At 53.4% G+C, this 19564-nt stretch carries 17 protein-coding genes; 11 read left to right on the forward strand and 6 right to left on the reverse strand.

The features are described from left to right. Position 1 precedes the first annotated feature (1 nt). From J1779_RS15680 to J1779_RS15715, 8 genes are all read left to right on the forward strand, one after another. A complete protein-coding gene (locus tag J1779_RS15680) occupies positions 2-529 on the forward strand; it encodes an MltR family transcriptional regulator (protein ID WP_122097153.1) in 528 nt (175 codons plus the stop codon). Beyond that, complete coding sequence (locus J1779_RS15685; RefSeq protein ID WP_217204203.1) at positions 507-1226, forward strand: nucleoside/nucleotide kinase family protein; 720 nt, start codon at positions 507-509, stop codon at positions 1224-1226. Before J1779_RS15680 ends, J1779_RS15685 begins: the two co-directional genes overlap by 23 nt. 86 nt (positions 1227-1312) lie before the next feature. Beyond that, a complete protein-coding gene (locus J1779_RS15690; protein ID WP_056775870.1) occupies positions 1313-2107 on the forward strand; it encodes a DsbA family protein in 795 nt (264 codons plus the stop codon). Positions 2108-2342: 235 nt separating this feature from the next. Next, positions 2343-2522, forward strand: a complete 180-nt coding sequence (locus J1779_RS15695; RefSeq protein WP_136376893.1) for a hypothetical protein — start codon at positions 2343-2345, stop codon at positions 2520-2522. 30 nt (positions 2523-2552) lie between these two features. Further along, positions 2553-4097 carry an anti-phage dCTP deaminase gene (locus J1779_RS15700; protein WP_217204204.1) on the forward strand — a complete coding sequence of 515 codons (1545 nt, stop codon included), beginning with the start codon at positions 2553-2555 and terminating at the stop codon, positions 4095-4097. Between the two features lie 494 nt (positions 4098-4591). Then, positions 4592-6505 carry a PTS mannitol transporter subunit IICBA gene (locus J1779_RS15705; protein WP_217204205.1) on the forward strand — a complete coding sequence of 638 codons (1914 nt, stop codon included), beginning with the start codon at positions 4592-4594 and terminating at the stop codon, positions 6503-6505. Positions 6506-6627: 122 nt separating this feature from the next. Then, positions 6628-7776, forward strand: coding sequence for a mannitol-1-phosphate 5-dehydrogenase (locus tag J1779_RS15710; protein WP_056775862.1), 1149 nt, complete (start codon positions 6628-6630; stop codon positions 7774-7776). Between the two features lie 136 nt (positions 7777-7912). Continuing rightward, on the forward strand, positions 7913-8461 hold the full coding sequence (locus J1779_RS15715) for an MltR family transcriptional regulator (protein WP_056775860.1): 549 nt from the start codon (positions 7913-7915) through the stop codon (positions 8459-8461). 5 nt (positions 8462-8466) lie between these two features. Here the strand turns inward: J1779_RS15715 and J1779_RS15720 are convergent, their stop codons facing one another. Continuing rightward, positions 8467-9075 carry a LysE family translocator gene (locus J1779_RS15720; RefSeq protein ID WP_217204206.1) on the reverse strand — a complete coding sequence of 203 codons (609 nt, stop codon included), beginning with the start codon at positions 9073-9075 and terminating at the stop codon, positions 8467-8469. 144 nt (positions 9076-9219) lie between these two features. On the opposite strand from J1779_RS15720, the gene J1779_RS15725 reads away from it, so the two are divergent. Then, complete coding sequence (locus tag J1779_RS15725) at positions 9220-10713, forward strand: aminotransferase-like domain-containing protein (RefSeq protein WP_217204207.1); 1494 nt, start codon at positions 9220-9222, stop codon at positions 10711-10713. Here J1779_RS15725 and J1779_RS15730 read toward each other — a convergent pair. Next, positions 10682-11104, reverse strand: coding sequence for a hypothetical protein (locus J1779_RS15730; RefSeq protein WP_217204208.1), 423 nt, complete (start codon positions 11102-11104; stop codon positions 10682-10684). The genes J1779_RS15725 and J1779_RS15730 overlap by 32 nt on opposite strands. A 165-nt stretch (positions 11105-11269) precedes the next feature. Here J1779_RS15730 and J1779_RS15735 point away from each other — a divergent pair, with 165 nt between their 5' ends. After that, entirely contained in the window at positions 11270-11629 is a 360-nt protein-coding gene (locus J1779_RS15735; RefSeq protein WP_056775854.1) for a YibL family ribosome-associated protein, read from the forward strand. Positions 11630-11673: 44 nt separating this feature from the next. On the opposite strand, the gene yiiM is transcribed toward J1779_RS15735, so the two are convergent. From yiiM to fdhD, 4 genes are all read right to left on the reverse strand, one after another. Then, positions 11674-12354: a 6-hydroxyaminopurine reductase gene (gene yiiM, locus J1779_RS15740; RefSeq protein WP_056775851.1), complete on the reverse strand. Its 681-nt coding sequence runs from the start codon at positions 12352-12354 to the stop codon at positions 11674-11676. A gap of 115 nt (positions 12355-12469) precedes the next feature. Beyond that, positions 12470-14413 carry a methyl-accepting chemotaxis protein gene (locus J1779_RS15745; protein ID WP_217204209.1) on the reverse strand — a complete coding sequence of 648 codons (1944 nt, stop codon included), beginning with the start codon at positions 14411-14413 and terminating at the stop codon, positions 12470-12472. A gap of 277 nt (positions 14414-14690) precedes the next feature. Further along, positions 14691-15311: a superoxide dismutase [Mn] gene (gene sodA, locus J1779_RS15750; protein WP_056775847.1), complete on the reverse strand. Its 621-nt coding sequence runs from the start codon at positions 15309-15311 to the stop codon at positions 14691-14693. 208 nt (positions 15312-15519) lie between these two features. Then, positions 15520-16362 carry a formate dehydrogenase accessory sulfurtransferase FdhD gene (gene fdhD, locus J1779_RS15755; protein WP_183849909.1) on the reverse strand — a complete coding sequence of 281 codons (843 nt, stop codon included), beginning with the start codon at positions 16360-16362 and terminating at the stop codon, positions 15520-15522. A gap of 145 nt (positions 16363-16507) precedes the next feature. Here fdhD and fdnG point away from each other — a divergent pair, with 145 nt between their 5' ends. Then, a complete protein-coding gene (fdnG, locus tag J1779_RS15760) occupies positions 16508-19555 on the forward strand; it encodes a formate dehydrogenase-N subunit alpha (RefSeq protein ID WP_217204210.1) in 3048 nt (1015 codons plus the stop codon). Positions 19556-19564: the final 9 nt, after the last annotated feature.

Genomic DNA, 19564 nt, shown 5'->3' on the forward strand with positions numbered 1-19564 from the left:
GATGACTGGATTAACTGAAGATCAGGTGCTGGAGACGCTTTCCGCCCGGACGAACCTCAATGATTTTCTGAATGCCGCGAACGCTATTTTACTCAGCGGCATTAAACAGTTCCTTCCTCATCTCTTCATCAATAATGACGAGGATATTCGCGAATTTGCCGTCAGGCCGTTGCTCGCCAAATCAGGCCCGCTCGACAGCATAGATGTTTCCCTGCGGCTGATTTATGCCCTGGGGAAAATCAAAAAATCCGTCTATGCCGATATTTTGCTGTTTTCTCAACTGGATGAGCATCTCAACGCGCAGGCGGGGATCGTCGAATTTCATGACGACACCGCGTATGAATTCGTTAAGAACTTACGTTGCGTAACGGATAATCCGCTGATGTTTCAGTCGATTGAGAAAATGAAATATGCCGGTTTTGAGATCTTCAATACTGCGCGCTATGGCGGTCTGGTGAAAACGGCGTTGTCGCTGGCCGTGACGGATTTACTCAAGGAACTGACCTATGAACGTGACGCTGACCATTAACGGGCTGATCACGCAGGCGTTTTTCCCACAGCACGATATCGGGCAGTTACATCTTCCCCTTTTACAGCGTTTTTCCGCGCAGCAACGTCAGTTACATCGCCCGCTAATTGTGTTTCTGGTGGCACCGCCCGGTACCGGTAAATCGACGCTTTCGGCGTTCTGGCAAACGCTTTCCACGGAGACGGCAGGATTAGTGCCGGTCCAGACCTTGCCGATGGACGGTTTCCATCGCCGCAATGCCTGGCTGGACGCGCATCAATTACGTCAGAAAAAAGGCGCCGCGGAGACATTTGATGTGGATAAATTGCGCGATGCCCTGATCGGCTTACGCACGCCGGGCAGTCGCTGGCCGGAGTACAGCCGGACGCTTCATGAACCGGTCGAAGACGCGATTCATGTCACCGCGCCGGTGCTGATTGTGGAAGGAAACTGGCTGTTGCTCAAAGATGAAGGCTGGCGGGAACTGGCCTCATATTGCGATCTGAGTATTTTTATTCATGCCAACCCGGACGACCTTCGCGGGCGGCTGATCGACCGTAAAATTCGGGGCGGCCTTACGCCGCACCAGGCCGGTGATTTTTATGCTGCCACTGACGGGCCGAATGTGACGCGGGTGCTGCAAGACAGCAGGCAGGCGGACATCATGCTGGAGATGACGTCAGACGGCAGCTATCACGTGCAGGTTTATAAAAAATGACAATTTTTAGCCTGCAAAGCCGGTGGAATTCCTCTACTTTTGAAGGCAACTGTCCCTTTTTCCCGTATTCACTTTAAGGATGTTTAATGAAACGTCAGACGATGACTTTGCTGGCTTCCCTGATACTGGCTCCGACGCTGGCAACGGCTGCCGACAGCGCGACCGCCGATTTCACCCCTGCACAGCAGGCCGCCATTGGTAAAATTGCAGCGGATTACCTGCTGCAACACCCGGAAATTCTGGTGCAGGTCAGCCAGAAGCTTCAGGCGCAGCAGGCCGATCAGCAGCAGGAACAAACCCTGAGCGCGGTACTGGCAAACGCCAAAACCCTGACCAGCGATCCGGCGACGCCAAGCTATGGGCCGAAAGACGCGAAAGTCGCGTTTGTCGAATTCTTCGATTATCAGTGCCTGTACTGTAGCCGTATGGCACCGGTGGTTGAACAGACCGTGAAAGCGAACCCGAATGTGCGTTTCGTCTTCAAAGAGTGGCCAATCTTCGGTGACCGCTGGAAACCTTCCATAACCGCCGCTGAAACCGGTATGGCCGTGTGGAAAGAGAAGGGCGCGCAGGCGTATTTCGATTATCACAACAGCATTTACCGCACCGGTCATGACGAAGGCAAACTGACCGATGCGGATATCGCAGGCGCAGTGAAAGCGGCAAAAGCCACACTGCCGACCGAGGCACAACGTAAAGCCACGCACGAAGCCATCGCCGCTAACGACGAACTGGCCCGTACGCTGGGCTTCAGCGGCACGCCAGGTTTTGTCGTGATGCCAGTCAGCGGTGCCACCGCAGAAAACACCACCGTGCTGCCAGGCGCTGTGTCTGCCGACGATTTACAGGCAGCCATTGTGAAGGCGCAGGGCGGTAAGTAATTTTCGCGTTAATCCGGCAGCCGTGCTGTCGGATTTTCTTCATGTCTACAGTTTGGAAAGCACTTCTCAGTATTGAATGTAATGGCTGAAATTGAGTAAATTTTTACGCACTGTATGTGTTTCGCCGTGGTAACCTTCTTTTCTTCATGGATATTCATTCCTGTGAAGCAATCTCTGATTCTTTGATCTGATCTCAGAGTTTCCTCTAACATCTTACTCATTACATGGATAGCTCATGATTGTTCAATTCGCTGATTATGCTGCACTGAGAACTGATGAACAGCATACCGAATGCTCTGAACTGGAGAATTCGGGATCAGAGCACGTGATTGACCTTTCAGCCCGGCGTCAGTCTGCCGCATATAAAAAAGCTATGGCTCAGGTTTTGGAAGAAGCAGCCAAACTAGACTGGTGACGTTCAGGCTGTCCAGTCATTGGAGTTTTTATGGCTGAACCGGCAAAAAAAATCATTTCATTACCCGCTTCAAATCAATCATTAGGGAATAACAACAGCATTGACGATATCCGTGAGCGTCGCTCGCAGGAACTCATCATTGGACTTTGTGGGGCGAGTGGCTCCGGGGTTAAAACTCTAAAAGAAAAACTCATCATTAAACTTAAAGCCTGCAATTATCATGTTTTCCATATAAGAATTAGCGACTTAATGGCAGAAACGATGCCTGCTGCCGAAGCCTCAGATTTGAAAAGACTTGAAGGCTATGAACATTTTATTCAGTTACAAAATCTGGGTAATGCTCTGCGCAATAAACACGGAAATGTCATTAATTCAGAACTGGTTATCCGGCAAATCAAAGTTATCAGGACGGCAAATTTAAATTCGGGGATCTTTAAAGGAGGAGCGGGTAAATCAACGAGTAAAATAGCTTACATTGTTGATCAATTAAAACACCCCGATGAAGTTGATCTCTTTCGCGAAGTCTATCGTAATAATTTCTACCTCATTGGATTAGTCAGAACGATTAATGAGAGAGTTATTAATTTGAAAAAGGACTTTCTTGATGACCATCAGATAGCTGAAATTATCCGGCGCGACAGACGTTCTGAATATAAGTATGGTCAACATGTCGAAGAGACACTGCAACGTGCTGATTACTTTATAAAGAACATCAACAATGAGCAGATCAAAAAATCGATAGCGCGATTTATCGACCTTATACATGGAGCGAATAATGTGAGCCCAAGTCAGGATGAAACAGGCATGTTCACCGCCAGTTCAGCAGCATTGCGTTCTGCATGTTTATCAAGGCAAGTTGGTGCTGCCATTATGGATGATAATTGCAATATCCTGTCGACGGGTTGTAACGATGTACCTGCCGCAGGCGGCGGGCTTTATTCCTGTGAGAGTAAGAGCGATAAACGCTGTTACAACAATGATGGTTGCCATAGTGATATGCATAAAGACCTGGTCAGGCGTGAGATTGAAGCTGTGATTGCCCTAAGTGATCCATTAAGGGCAGCTGAACTTGCAAAACAGATCATGAAAACTAAAAAAATAAAATCACTCATTGAATACTCGCGCGCTATTCATGCTGAAATGGATGCAATTACTACAATGGCCCGCTTGGCTAATTCAAGTACAGTTGGAAAAACACTTTATTGCACGACCTATCCTTGTCACAACTGCGCACGCCATATTGTTGCTGCAGGCTTAAAAAGGGTGGTTTATATCGAACCTTATGCAAAGAGTCTTGCTGAGGACCTACATGGTGATTCGATAGCTCATGCAGACAGTACGGATAAATTGAAGAAGGTTATTTTCGAAAACTTCGAAGGTACGGCACCTGGACGTTATACGAAATTTTTCGGCTATAGTCGTCCGAGAAAAGATGAAAGAGGTAAGCCAGTCCCTTATGACATCCTGCCCTCCCATCATGTTGATCCACAATATCTGGATAGCTATGGCGATTCTGAATTAAAAGTAGCATTGAACGTCACCCATAAGCTTGGTGATGAATCTCTCCGGGTATAAAAAGGATGCGGGTAATAAAGTTACCCGCACAACTCCCTCCCTGTAATTTTCTTTCAACACCCCTCCCGTAAACTCATTTCTGCGCGGTTCGGACACGTCTGAATGCTTTTTAAGCGAAATACACAAGTTCGTCGAAAAATACTTTGTGACGAATATCACGTTTTAATGATAAAGACTCGTTAACAAATGGTGACTCAAGTCACATTTTTAGCGGTGACAAGCTTAAATTATCGCCACTGTAGCCGGGTTACAGGGTGTTTTTGTGATGGCGATCACCAAAAGGCAGGGGGTGATGAGGGTATACGTGTGATCTGCATCACGGGATGTCGGGTGGGTACGCGGGGCCTATAATCACGTGGTAGAGTCCGCCTCGCAGACAGCAATTCGACGGACGGATTTTTAAAGCAGTGGCACAAAAACCGAATTAACCGTCACCGATAATTAACTGATATCACGCGCTCTATTGTCAGCGCGTATCAATAGGGGTGCGTTTTATGTTTTCACCAGACGTTAAGATCAAAGTTCAAAACTTTGGTCGCTTCCTGAGTAACATGGTAATGCCCAACATCGGCGCGTTTATCGCCTGGGGTATCATTACGGCTCTGTTCATTCCAACCGGCTGGATCCCAAATGAGACGCTAGCGAAACTGGTTGGCCCGATGATCACTTATCTCCTGCCACTGCTCATCGGTTACACCGGTGGTCGTCTGGTCGGCGGTGATCGCGGTGGTGTGGTCGGTGCAATCACCGTGATGGGTGTGATCGTCGGTGCGGATATGCCGATGTTCCTCGGTGCGATGATTGGTGGCCCGCTGGGCGGCTGGTGTATCAAACGCTTTGACCGTTGGGTTGACGGTAAAATCAAAAGCGGCTTTGAGATGCTGGTTAACAACTTCTCAGCCGGTATTATCGGTATGCTGCTGGCAATCCTCGCCTTCCTGGCGATCGGTCCGCTGGTAGAAGCGCTCTCTAAAGTGTTGGCTGCCGGCGTGCACATCATGGTTATTCATAACCTGTTGCCACTGGCCTCTATCTTTGTTGAACCGGCGAAAATTCTGTTCCTCAACAACGCCATCAACCACGGTATCTTCTCTCCGCTGGGTATCCAGCAGGCGACTGAAACCGGTAAATCTATCTTCTTCCTGATCGAAGCGAACCCAGGTCCGGGTATGGGCGTCCTGATGGCGTACATGTTCTTCGGTCGTGGCAGCGCGAAGCAATCTGCTGGCGGCGCGGCAATCATCCACTTCCTGGGTGGTATCCACGAAATTTATTTCCCATACGTTCTGATGAATCCACGTCTGCTGCTGGCGGTTATCCTGGGCGGTATGACTGGCGTGTTCACCCTGACGCTGCTGAACGGCGGTCTTGTTTCTCCGGCATCTCCGGGTTCTATTCTGGCGGTTCTGGCGATGACGCCAAAAGGCGCGTACTTCGCTAACATCGCGGCGATCGTGGCAGCCTTTGCGGTATCCTTCGTGGTTTCTGCGCTGCTGCTGAAAACCACCAAAGCGAAAGACGGTGACGATCTGGACGAAGCAACCCGTCGCATGCAGGACATGAAAGCCGAATCTAAAGGCGGCAAACCTTCAGCGACTGGCGTAGCGGGCGACCTGTCTACCGTACGTAAAATCATCGTAGCCTGTGACGCCGGTATGGGTTCCAGCGCAATGGGTGCCGGTGTGCTGCGCAAAAAAGTGCAGGATGCGGGGCTGACCAATATCAGCGTCACCAACAGCGCCATCAACAATTTACCTGATGACGTGGATCTGGTGATTACCCACCGTGACCTGACTGAACGCGCTATGCGTCAGGTGCCGCACGCTCAGCACATTTCGCTGACCAACTTCCTCGACAGCGGCCTGTACACTGATCTGACTTCCCGTCTGGTGGAAGTGAACAAAGCCAGCCAGTACAAAGAGAAAGTGACCACCACGCTCGGCGACAGCATCGTGGCTGACCATGACAACGAAAACCTGTTCCGCATGAGCGAAAGCAACATCTTCCTCGGCCTGCATGCGACCACAAAAGAAGAAGCGATTCGCTTTGCCGGTGAGCAACTGGTGAAAGGCGGGTATGTTCAGGCAGAATATGTTGAAGCGATGCTGGCCCGTGAGCAGCTGACCTCCACGTATCTGGGCGAATCTATCGCGGTACCACACGGCACCATCGATGCGAAAGATCGCGTACTGAAAACCGGCATCGTGTTCTGCCAGTATCCGGCGGGTATCCGCTGGGGTGATGATGAAGATGATGCCGCGCGTCTGGTTATCGGTATTGCCGCACGCAATAATGAGCACATCAACGTGATCACCAAACTGACCACTGCGCTCGACGAAGATGGCGTCATCGACCGTCTGGCAAACACCACCAGCGTTGACGAAGTGCTGAGCATTCTGCGCGGTTAAGCCTTAAGTAAAAGCAGTCACAGAGCGTCACTCAGCGGGTCTTACGAGACCCGCTTGTTGATTCGGAGCCGGGCGGCTCCCCAGCTTTACCTACTTATAGCCCCCGATTTGAAGGAAATATTATGAAAGCACTACATTTTGGCGCAGGTAACATTGGCCGCGGTTTTATCGGTAAATTGCTGGCAGATGCCGGTATCGAACTGACCTTTGCCGATGTCAGCCCCGTGCTGCTGGACGCGCTGAACAGCCGTAAAGGTTATGACGTACACGTGGTCGGCGAACAGGCCACCGTTGAGCCGGTCAGCAACGTCAGCGCAGTCAACAGCGCCGGCCAGGAGGCGATTAATCTGATCGCTGAAGTTGATCTGATGACCACCGCCGTCGGCCCGACCGTGCTGGAAAAAATCGCGCCAAACGTCGCCAAAGGTCTGGTGCTGCGTCACCAGCAGGGCAACGAAAAGCCGCTGAACATCATCGCCTGTGAAAACATGGTGCGCGGTACCAGCCAGTTCAAACAGCACGTCTTCAATGCGTTGCCGGAAGAAGAAAAAGCCTGGGTGGAAGCGCATATCGGCTTTGTCGATTCCGCTGTAGACCGCATCGTTCCGCCAGCCGCAGCCGGCACCACCGATCCGCTGGAAGTGACGGTGGAAACCTTCAGCGAATGGATTGTCGATAAAACCCAGTTCAAAGGTGCATTGCCGGACATCGGCGGTATGGAACTGACCGACAACCTGATGGCGTTCGTCGAACGTAAATTGTTCACGCTCAACACCGGGCATGCCATCACCGCATACCTCGGTCAGCAGGCAGGCCATGCGACGATTCGTGATGCCATTCTGGATGAGAAAGTGCGTCTGATTGTGCGCGGTGCAATGGAAGAAAGCGGTGAAGTGCTGATCCGCCGTTACGGTTTTGACCCGGAAAAACACTTCGCTTACATCGAAAAAATTCTGACTCGTTTTGAAAACCCGTACCTGCACGATGACGTGGAGCGCGTTGGCCGTCAGCCACTGCGTAAACTGAGCGCGGGCGATCGTCTGATCAAACCGTTGCTGGGCACGCAGGAATATCGCCTGCCGCATAATAATCTGGTTATCGGGATTGCCGCTGCGATGCGTTACCGCAGCGAGCAGGATCCGCAGGCGAAAGAGCTGACCGAATTGCTGGAGAAAGTGGGGCCGAAAGCTGCCCTTGCTCAGATTTCCGGGCTGCCGGAAGAGGGCGAAGTGGTCGCCGAAGCAGTAAAAATCTACGAATCCATGCACTAATACTGCGTTCGTTTTGATTTCGCCAATACCAGGCAAAGAAAGCCCTGTCGGGCAGGCAGTGACTGCCCGACATGTGCGTTTCAGGGATGACGCCAAGGGCGTTAAAAGTATCCGTTCTTTATCGCAAGAAAGCCCAATGGAAAAAGCTCAGGCATTTGAAAACCGTGTTCTTGAGAAGCTCAATGCGGGTAAAACCGTACGCAGCTTTTTGATGACCTCCGTAGAATTGCTGGCCGAAGCGCTGGATATTCTGGTGGTGCAGGTTTTCCGTAAGGACGATTACGCGGTGAAATACGCCGTTGAACCCCTGCTGACCGGCACCGGCCCGCTGGGCGATCTCTCCGTGCGTCTTAAACTGATTTACGCGCTGGGGGTGATCAGCCGTCATGAGTATGAAGATGCGGAATTACTGATGGCGCTGCGTGAAGAACTGAATTACGACGGCGAAGAGTACCGTTTTACCGATGATGAAATACTCGGTCCGTTTGGGGAATTGCACTGTGTGACGGAACTGCCGCCCGCCCCCACGTTCCTGAAACCGGGCGAAGCCGACGAATCGCTGATCGCCATGCAACGCCAGCGTTACCAGCAAATCGTCCGCTCAACCATGGTGCTTTCTGTCACCGGGCTTATCGCCCATATCAGTAATCAGCAGCCCTCAAGACTTTCGCCCGTTCAGAAGTAATTTCCTCAGATCATGGCATGGCGCACTTCGCCCACCAGCAACCACAGCGCGGTTAATGCCATCATGCCGCCCATGATCGTATTGAACATTTTCAGCTTCCATTCCACACGTAACGCCTGACGTAACCTGTCACCCATCACCACCCACACCAGAATGCACGGCAGATTGATCAGCGCGAAGCCGACACAAATCAGCAGCGTATGATGCAGCATATTGCCGTCCGGCGGCGTGAACAGAATTGCCACGTTGGTTGCCATCAGCCAGGCCTTCGGGTTCACCGCCTGAAATAACGCGCCGTTGAGCAGGTTCATCGGCTGTTGTTTTTCGCCTTCTTTTGGCGAACCTGAACGGTAAATTTTCCACGACAGCCAGAAAAGATAGGCGCAACCCACGGCCGCCATCGGCAGGCGTACCGCGTTCATCCAGCTGAGTAAGATCGCCAGCATGGAGGTCATCAGCGCGCACTGCACCACGCAGCCCAGCGTGATACCGACCATCATGGGCACGCTGCGACGCAGCCCGAAATTCACCCCGGAGGCCGCCAGCAACAGATTGTTCGGGCCGGGCGTAATAGACATCACGGTGACGTAACTGACAAAAGCGGTATCGATCATTTTATGTTCCTGCATCCCCTGTTTTCCAGATAACCAGAGTAAACAGTGAACAGCAAAGGTAACAGAGCCAGAAATACGCTATTGTCAGGGTTACAGATTGCATAAATACACACTGTGCCCATCACTTTTCACGGAACTGACACCATGACTGACACCGCGGATTTCAGCGACACCCGTTACAACCAGCTGGCGGAACAACTGGCGGACGCCATCCGCCGTGGCACGCTCGCACCGGGCAGCCGTTTGCCTTCCGTGCGGCGCAGCGCGCAAACCTGGTCGGTCAGCATTAATACGGTGGTTGCGGCATACCGGCGGCTGGAAGATCGCGGGTTTATCGAGGCGAGGCCGCAGTCCGGATTCTATGTTCGCGCCGCGTTGCCGGGGCTGAACCCTGCGCCGCACGTACAGCCGCAGACGCCTGCGGCAGAACCGGCAGATGAAGTGCTGGATTTGATCGACAAAGTGTTCGCCGCGCAAATTGACCCGACGTACACCAATCTTTCGCTGGCCTGTCCGCAGTCCAATGACTTTTATCCTGGCGGAAAACTGGGGCGCATTATGTCGTCTTTGCTGCGCCGTCAGCCCAATCTGATCGGCCAATATGCCCTGCCGCCGGGGCATCCGCCGCTGCGACAGCAAATTGCCCGCCGTGCGCTGACGCTGGGCATGATATTAGAACCGACCGACATCACCATTACCCACGGCTGTATGGAAGCGTTACAGCTGGCGCTGCGCGTCACCACCAAGCCGGGCGACAGCGTGGGGCTGGAAACGCCGACCTATTTTTATCTGCTGCCATTGCTTGCCAGCCTCGGGCTGAAAGCGGTGGAAATCCCGACTGATCCGCAAACGGGCCTTTCGCTGGATGTCCTCGACATGCTGCTCACCGAAAAGCGCCTGAACGCGGTGATCGCCATGCCGACGGCGCAAAATCCGCTGGGCTTTACCATGCCGCTCGCCGCGAAAAAACGGCTGGCGCGGATGATGAACGATCATCAGGTACCGCTGATAGAAGACGGGTTATACGCGGAAATTCAGTTTGGCGCGACGCTCTCTCCGGCGGTGAAATCCTTTGATCGCGATGGCTGGATCCTGTTCTGCACCAGTTTTACGAAAACGCTGGCGCCGGATTTTCGTATCGGCTGGATGGAAGGCGGGCGTTTCGCCGCGAAGCTGCATAAGCTGAAAGCGGTGTCGTCGATGGCTGAATCTGCGCTGCTCTCGCAAACGCTGACGGCATTTCTCGAATCCGGCGGTTACGACCATCACCTGCGCGCCTTACGCCGGCGCTATGCCTCACAGGTCGAGCAGGCACGCGCGCTGATTGCTCAGCATTTCCCACAGGGAACGCGTGCGACACAACCGTCGGGCGGTTTTGTTATTTGGGTGGATTTCCCGCCTGGCGTGAATTGCGTAACTTTATTCCGGCAACTGCTGGAAGATAAAATCTGCATGACGCCGGGGCAACTCTATTCGCCGAGCGGGCGTTATATCAACGGCCTGCGGTTATCCTGCTGCTATGTCTTCGACACACGTTATATTTCGGCGATGATCCGCATTGGTCAGCGCGCCTGTGAGATGTGCGGTTTGCCGCCGGGGCTGGAAGTCACAGGAACGGATTCATACCCTGATAAATAATATTAATTTTTGAAAAACTGATGTTTCCGGGATGGATCAGTTCTTCAACGCTGCTTCCGGCAGAAACAGGATGTCCGGTTAAATGGGGATCGCTGTTGAAGGTAAAGAGGAAGCAGAACTTAGCGCTTTCGCGGTATTTAGCTTCGCCGAGAAACAGTTGCTGAAACGCTTTCTCGGCATTGAAGGCATGTATGCTACGCACAAGGTAGATACCCGGTTTGGCCGCGACGCCGCGCCGGTCATAATTTGGCCGGGCCATAAAACAACGGCTGCTGATAATCTGGGGGAAGGTTTGCGCAGACGTGTAATGAATATAAAGCGGTTTTCCATTGAACATGCCGTTGTTTAAATGCATTTCCAGACGGTGATCGCGGCTGAATGTTGGGTTCATGATGTCTCTTTCCATGAGTGAGAATAATGGCGCACACCTTAATCTGATATGCCGATGCAAACATCCTGAAAGTATTAAGAGGAAAATGTATGCCCCACAAATCGAGCATCTCGCGCATCGGGCTGTTACACTTACCCCAATTGTTCACTACACGAATTGGTCACCATGAAAGAAATTGAAAAAGCCGAGATCAAGCGTCTCAGCGACATGCTTGATGCACTGAATCACAAAGACCCGGCCGTTATTCAGCAGGGGAATTCTGAGCTGATTGCCAAACATGAAGAAGAGAAAGAAAAGCTGGCCGCCGAGATTGCGCGTCTGAAAGATGTGCGTGTGAAAAAACTCAGCACCGAAGCGCAGAAACTGGAAAAGCTGTTCAGCCGTGAAATCACCAAGAAAGAACAGGCTGATATGGGCACGCTGAAGAAAACCGTACGCGGTATCGTGGTGGTTCACCCGATGACTGCACTGGGCCGCGAAATGGGCCTGAAAGTCGTGACCGGATTCGCCAAAAAAGAATTTTAATGTCACGCCAACCCTCCCCCTTTCACAGGGGAGGGTGCTATAAATCACTTCCCTTGCGCACCAAACAATCTGCGTCCAAAATCCTCAATCTTGCGATTAATCAGCCGCATTTGCATCGTTTTGCTCCAGCTGGCCGAAATCCCCGCAGCAGACATCAGACGACGATACTGTTCTTCATCGAACGGCATAGAAAATGCGATGGAAATCGCTTCAGCGACCGACACCTCGCTGTTGCGGGTCATCAGTTCCAGAGGCCTGTCGCCACTGACATTTCCGGTTGCCACGACGCGATACAACCAGCCGCAGCGGCCGCTGTCTTGCAGTAACGGCGACAGATTTTTGCAGTCGAAAAAATGGTTCAGCTTGTAGCAGGGCGAGCGGGGTTGCGTAACCTGAATCAGCGCGTCGCCCCAGCGAAAAATATCGCCGATAAAGACATTTTCTTCCGTCATGCCCAGCGTGGAAAGGTTCTCGCCGAACGCGGGCGGATGAAAGCGCTCTTCATCCTCGGGAAATTGCTGACGCAGCCAGGCGTAATGCTCGCGGGGAAAGTGGCACAGCGCACGGTCAGTGCCCCCGTGGTAAGACGTTTCAGCCTGCTGATCGCCTTCCAGACCCAGCGACGTTAATGCCATGCCGCCGTTGACCTGACGTTTGGCAATCGCGCTGGGGGAATAGCCGGGATACTGCTCAATAGCACCAATATAAACGTCGGGATAATGCATAAGGTCTCCGCCACTCATCAGTCGTTGAGCTCAGCATAACCTGCATTAGAGGGTGTGAGTAGGAAGAATCATCCGGCGCGCTGTCGGGGAGACGCACGCCGGATGAAAGGGAATATCAGAACGTTTCCCAGTTTTCCTGGCTGGATTTATTCTGCACTGGCGGTAACGTCGGGCGGCGCAGGGCATTGGCGGCAGGTGCGTGCTGCATGTTGCGGTTATCAGCGAGACGGAATACGGATACCGCCTGCGTCAGCGTGGCAGCCTGATCTTCGAGCGAATCGGCGGCGGCAGAGGATTGCTCAACCAGCGCGGCGTTCTGCTGAGTCGTGCTGTCCATCTCGACAATCGCCTGTGATATCTGCGCGATACCCCGGCTTTGCTCGTCAGACGCCGAGGCAATCTCACCCATAATATCGCGCACGTGAGAAACCGATTTCACGATGTCCTGCATGGTGCGGCCGGTGTTTTCCACCAGCTTCGCGCCGGTATTCACACGCTCAACCGACTCAGCAATCAGCCCTTCAATTTCCTTCGCGGCCTGCGCACTGCGTTGTGCCAGCGTACGAACTTCAGAAGCCACGACCGAGAATCCGCGCCCCTGCTCTCCGGCGCGCGCCGCTTCTACTGCGGCGTTCAGCGCAAGAATGTTGGTCTGGAAGGCAATACCGTTGATGACCGACGTAATTTCGGCAATGCGCTTAGAACTGCCGGAAATCTGCTGCATGGTATCGACCACGTCGCTGACCTGTTTGCCGCCGAGCGTGGCGGTACCGGACGCTTCACTGGCGAGTTTGCTGGCGTGATGGGCGTTATCGGCATTCTGTTTCACCGTTGCGCTCAGCTGTTCCATACTGGCTGCCGTTTCTTCCACGGCGGCTGCCTGTTGTTCCGTACGGGAAGACAAATCGGTATTCCCCGCCGCGATTTCTGCGGCAGCGTGGGAAACCTGCGTCACACCCGAGCGGATCTCATAAATCATGGTGCTGAGATTCTGGCTCATCGCCGACACCGCATTCATCAGCATACCCAGTTCGTCGCGGCGCGCCGTCGGATGGGCTGCCGTCAAATCGCCCTTGGCAATCAGCTCGGCGGTCTTCAGCGTATCGCGCAGCGGCTGGGTGATCTGGCGGGTAATGCGCCATGCGATCAGAATACCGGCCAGCAGGACGATGAGCGTGATCACCATCATCATCATTTGCGCGCGGCTGATATCGAGGTGCGTGTTCGCCAGTTCATTTTTGAAGATTTTTGCCACCAGCGTATTCATCTCACTGGCTTTGACTGACAGCAACTGCGAGTTCTTCTGCTCATCTTCATACGCGGGCATATAAGCGACGACGTGGCTTTTATAATTCGCCAGCGCACTCATCAGCGGAGCCAGAGTGGCCTGCTGGTTGGGCAGTAACAGGGCATTCAGTTTTTTCGCATTTGCCTGGGTTTCATCAATGGCTTTGAGCAGCGTGGCTTCGGATTCTTTATCCATGTTGAGCAGCAGGCCGCGCACGTAATAACGCACGCTGATAAGCTTCTGAACCACTTCTGCCAGAGACAGACGGATGGACGGATCGGCATCTTCCACGCGCAACTGATCCTGTAAACGTGTTACCACGGCTTCGGTTTCAGAAAGATTCCAGCTGGCACGCACGGCGTCTTTTCTGTCAACGGCCTGTTTAAAGGCGTTTTGTGCCTGCTGATATTCGCGGATTTTTACCGGTACCTGATCGAGATTTGCCTGGCTGGTGGCGTCCCATTCAAGCTTGCCTTTTGACTGAGCGATCAGCTGCGAAAGTGCGTCGATTTTCTCCTGATTTTGCTGGAGATACGTCGGTTCATATTTCAGCTGATACAGCGTGCGGCTCAGGCGGGCGTCATTCAGCAATGCATTCATCTGATTACTGAAATCCACTTTTTCAGCGCGCTGGCTGATGTCATTTAATTTGACCATGCCCGCCACGGTGATCACGGCGGCAATCACTAACACTAACCCAAACCCCAGACCCAGTTTCGTACCGACTCTGAGATTATTCATCCACTGCGAAAGACCCGTGCCGTTACCCATAATCGTTCTCCGTAAAACATCCCTGCCAAAGTTGGCGGCTTTGTTACGCCTTTGTGAAGAATCTATCGGTAGATTTGGCGGTAAACTTAATAGGATCTGCGATGTATTTTTGATTAATGCGGGCGGTGTCTGAAAAGCGGGGAAACCAGGCGGATAATTCGCTGTAAAACAGTGATCAGAGTAACGTTTTTAGCAGAATAAGCAGGGCATAAAAAAGGCGGGTCACAGACCCGCCATTGGCGAAAACATCGTGCCCGTTAAGGGCGGCAGGGCGAAATTACTTCGCTTCAGCCAGACGTTTTGCAGCTTCGTCCCAGTTCACCACATCCCAGAAAGCTTTGATGTAGTCAGGGCGTTTGTTCTGATATTTCAGGTAGTAAGCGTGTTCCCAAACGTCCAGACCCAGCAGCGGGTAACCGGATGCGCCGGAAACGGCTTCGCCCATCAGCGGGCTGTCCTGGTTAGCAGTAGAAACAACGGCCAGTTTGCCGTCTTTCAGAACCAGCCACGCCCAGCCTGAGCCGAAACGAGTGGTTGCTGCTTTTTCAAACGTTTCTTTGAAAGCGTCAACGCTGCCGAAATCGCGTTCGATAGCAGATTTCAGTTCGCCCTGCAGGGTGGTGCCGGTTTTCAGGCCTTTCCAGAACAGGCTGTGGTTAGCGTGGCCACCTGCGTTGTTACGCAGTGCAACTTTCTTATCCGCAGGGACTTTGTCCAGGTTTGCGATCAGCTCTTCAACAGAAAGTTTTGCCAGTTCTGGCAGGCTTTCCAGTGCAGCGTTCGCGTTGTTCACGTAAGCCTGGTGGTGTTTAGAGTGATGGATTTCCATCGTCTCTTTGTCGAAATGCGGCTCGAGTGCGTCGTATGCGTAAGGCAGTGATGGCAGTGAATAACTCATGTTCATCGTCTCCATAGTGTAGGGCGGCACCGTCATTGTGAGCACCGCGTAATCAGTCGGATCATTATAGTTAATTAAATGATATTGAAAATGATTATCTATGCTCCACCCTTTGTACGGGTACTCGTAAGCGCCTGTTATACGGGGCTTAGAACCAGATAACCGCAAACAATCCTAAATTGTCTAAAGGCACGGTGTGCTTAAAGCGTTAACGCAGTCTTTGCGGATGCGTATACACCGTCGCCCGGCCCGGTTTGCTGAAACCGACCAGCGTCAGGTGACATTTTTCGGCGACTTCGACCGCGAGCGTGGTGGCGGCGGAGACGGCGAACAGAATTTCGATGCCGCACATCGCGGCTTTCTGCACCATTTCATAGCTGGCGCGGCTGGAAACCAGCGCCGCGCCGGATGTCCAGTCATTCTGTTTTGCGCGCATACCCAGCATTTTATCCAGCGCCACGTGACGGCCCACGTCTTCACAGCCACCCAGTAATTCGCCCTGCGAGGTTATCCACGCGGCAGCGTGGGTACAGCCGGTCAGCTGGCCGATTTCCTGCACGGATTTCAGCTGATTCAGCGCGTTATCCAGATTCGCCAGCGCAAAGGTCTGGGTAAACGGCAGCGGCGCGAGCGGGCGGAACAGGTCGCCCAGTTGTTCGATGCCGCAAACGCCGCAGCCGGTCCGCCCCGCCATGGCGCGGCGGCGCTCTTTCAGCCCGGCGAAACGGCGGCTCGATAACTCGATATTCACTTCTGTCCCGTTACAGGTTGGTGTCACTTCCATCCCGAAAATGTCACCGGGGGATTCAATGATCCCTTCTGACAGCGAAAAGCCCAGCGCAAAGGCTTCCAGGTCTTTTGGCGAGGCCATCATCACCACGTGCGAGATGCCGTTATAGACCAGCGCAACGGGCACTTCCTGAGCAATCCAGTCATCTTTGGGCTCATCAAGATGTGCGCGCTGCATCACCGTTTTTTGGCTCGCTCCGATGATCTGAGTCACTTTTTTATCATCTTTTTTGCCCAGTTCGTTTACTTGATGGACATCCATTAGCAATAACCTTATAAACATTCCGGCTACATAAGCCGTACAAACTGTCAGGACTTTAGGCCTTAATTTTACCGCTTACGCCACTGCGGCGGAAAGCGGCAATTTGAAAAGCAATGTGTTAACAAATGATGGGAAGGAGTCTTTCATGCAAGTCAGCAGAAGACAATTATTCAAAATATGTGCGGGCGGTATGGCCGGCACAACAGCGGCATTATTGGGGTTTGCCCCGACAATCGCGCTGGCGGAAACCCGCCAATATAAACTGCTTCGCTCGCGTGAAACCCGCAACAACTGCACGTACTGTTCAGTCGGTTGCGGGATGCTGATTTACAGCCAGGGCGACGGCGCGAAAAACGTCACTGAAAATATCTTCCACGTAGAGGGTGACGCCGATCATCCGGTCAGTCGTGGCTCCTTGTGCCCGAAAGGCGCAGGCGTGCTGGATTACATCCACAGCGAAGGCCGTCTGAGGTATCCCGAATATCGCGCGCCCGGTTCTGATAAATGGCAGCGCATCTCATGGGATGAGGCGATTTCCCGTATCGCCCGCCTGATGAAAGATGACCGCGACGCCAACTTCGTCGAGAAAAATGACAATAACGTCACGGTTAACCGCTGGCTGACCACCGGCATGCTCTGTTCGTCTGCGGCCAGTAACGAAACCGGCCTGCTGGATCAGAAATTCACCCGCGCGCTGGGCATGGTGGCGATCGACTGCCAGGCGCGTCTGTGCCACGGCCCGACCGTTGCGGCGTTAGCGCCAAGCTTTGGTCGCGGTGCGATGACCAACAACTGGGTCGATATCAAAAACGCCAACGTCATTCTGATTATGGGCGGAAACGCCGCAGAAGCGCACCCGGTCGGGTTCAAATGGGTGATTGAGGCGAAAACCAAAAATAACGCCAAAGTCATCGTCGTCGATCCGCGTTTCAACCGCAGCGCCGCCGTGGCTGATATCTATGCGCCGATCCGCGCCGGGTCGGACACCGCGTTCCTGCTGGGTATGATCAACTACCTGATCACGCACAATAAAATTCAGACTGAATACGTCCGTGAATACACCAACGCCAGCCTGCTGGTGCGTGAAGACTATGAATTTAACGACGGGCTGTTCAGTGGATTTGATGCGGCGAAAAAATCCTACAACAAAGAAAGCTGGCATTATCAGCTCGATGAGAAAGGCTTCGCGAAACAAGATAAAACCCTGCAGGACCCGCGCTGTGTCTGGAATCTGCTGAAAGAGCACGTTTCCCGTTACACGCCGGAACTGGTGGAGCGCCTGTGCGGCACCTCGAAAGAAGATTTCCTGCTGATCAGTTCCATTCTGGCGGAAACCTGCGCGCGCGATAAAACCTCGACCATTCTGTATGCACTGGGCTGGACGCACCACACCGGCGGCGCGCAAATCATCCGTTGTGCGGCGATGATCCAGTTGCTGCTCGGCAACATTGGTATGCCGGGCGGCGGCGTCAATGCGCTGCGCGGTCACTCCAATATTCAGGGCTACACCGACCTCGGTTTGCTGTCGCTGAACCTGCCGGGCTACATGCCTCTGCCGTCAGAAAAACAGACCAATTTCACCGATTATCTGCAACAGATCACGCCAGCGCCGCTGGTGGACGGACAGGTCAATTTCTGGAAAAACACGCCGAATTTCTTCGTCAGTATGATGAAGAGCTTCTGGGGCGATCACGCCACGGCAGAGAACGACTGGGGTTTTGACTGGCTGCCGAAATGGGACAAAAGCTACGACGTGATGCAGCAAGCCGAGCTGATGACGCAAGGCAAACTGAACGGTTATATCGTGCAGGGCTTCAACCCGCTGGCCGCGTTCCCGGACAAAAACAAATCCTCGCGTGCGCTCTCAAAACTGAAATACATGGTGGTGATCGACCCGCTGGTGACGGAATCCTCCAACTTCTGGCAAAACCACGGCGCAATGAACGACGTGCAGACCGCCGATATTCAGACCGAAGTGTTCCGCCTGCCATCTTCCTGTTTCGCCGAAGAAAATGGCTCGATCGTCAACTCCGGCCGCTGGCTGCAATGGCACTTCCAGGCGTCTGAGCCGCCGGGTGAAGCGCTGCACGACGGCAAAATCATCGCGCGTCTGTTCATGAAACTGCGCGAGCTGTACCGGCAGGAAGGCGGTGCCAATCCGCTGCCGGTGATGAATATGGCGTGGGATTATCAGGATCCGCTCGACCCGCTGCCGGAAGAAATTGCCCGCGAAGCCAACGGCAAAGCGCTGGCCGATATCCATGACGATCAGGGCAATATGCTGGCGAAAAAAGGCCAGCAGATTTCGACCTTTGCGCATCTGAAAAACGACGGCAGCACCGCCAGTTTCTGCTGGATTTACGCCGGCAGCTGGACCGAAGCCGGTAACCAGATGGCGCGCCGCGATAACGCCGATCCTTCCGGCCTGGGCTGTACGTCCGGCTGGGCGTGGTGCTGGCCGCTCAACCGCCGCATTCTGTATAACCGCGCCTCCGCCGACCCGCAGGGTCAGCCGTGGGATCCAAAACGCGAAATCATCCGCTGGGATGGCGCGAAGTGGATTGGTTTTGACGTGCCGGATTACAGCGCCGCTGCGCCGGGTTCCGGCGTCGGACCGTTCATCATGCAACAGGAAGGCGTCGGGCGTTTATTCGCCACCGACAAAATGGCTGACGGCCCGTTCCCTGAGCATTACGAACCGATCGAATCGCCGATTGGCACGAACCCGCTGCATCCTTCGGTGATTTCGAATCCGGTGGCGCGTATTTTTGCCAGCGATCTGCCGAATATGGGCACCGCCAAAGATTTCCCGTATGTGGCGACCACCTATTCGATCACCGAATTGTTCCGCCACTGGACCAAACACGCGTTGCTGAATGCCATCGCGCAGCCTGAGCAGTTTATCGAGATCGGCGAAGGTCTGGCCGCCTCGAAAGGCATTGCGCAGGGCGACGAGGTGAAAGTCTCCTCGAAGCGCGGATTCATTGTGGCGAAAGCCGTGGTGACCAAACGCATCCGGCCTCTGACCATCGACGGCAAGCACGTCGATACCATTGGCATTCCTTGCCACTGGGGTTTTGAAGGCGCGACGCGTAAGGGCTATTTAGCCAACACGCTGACGCCGTCAGTCGGTGACGCTAACTCGCAAACGCCGGAGTTCAAGGCGTTCCTGGTTAACGTGGAAAAGGTCTAACGGAGGCGA

The organism is Rahnella rivi (assembly GCF_019049655.1).
Taxonomy (GTDB): domain Bacteria; phylum Pseudomonadota; class Gammaproteobacteria; order Enterobacterales; family Enterobacteriaceae; genus Rahnella; species Rahnella rivi.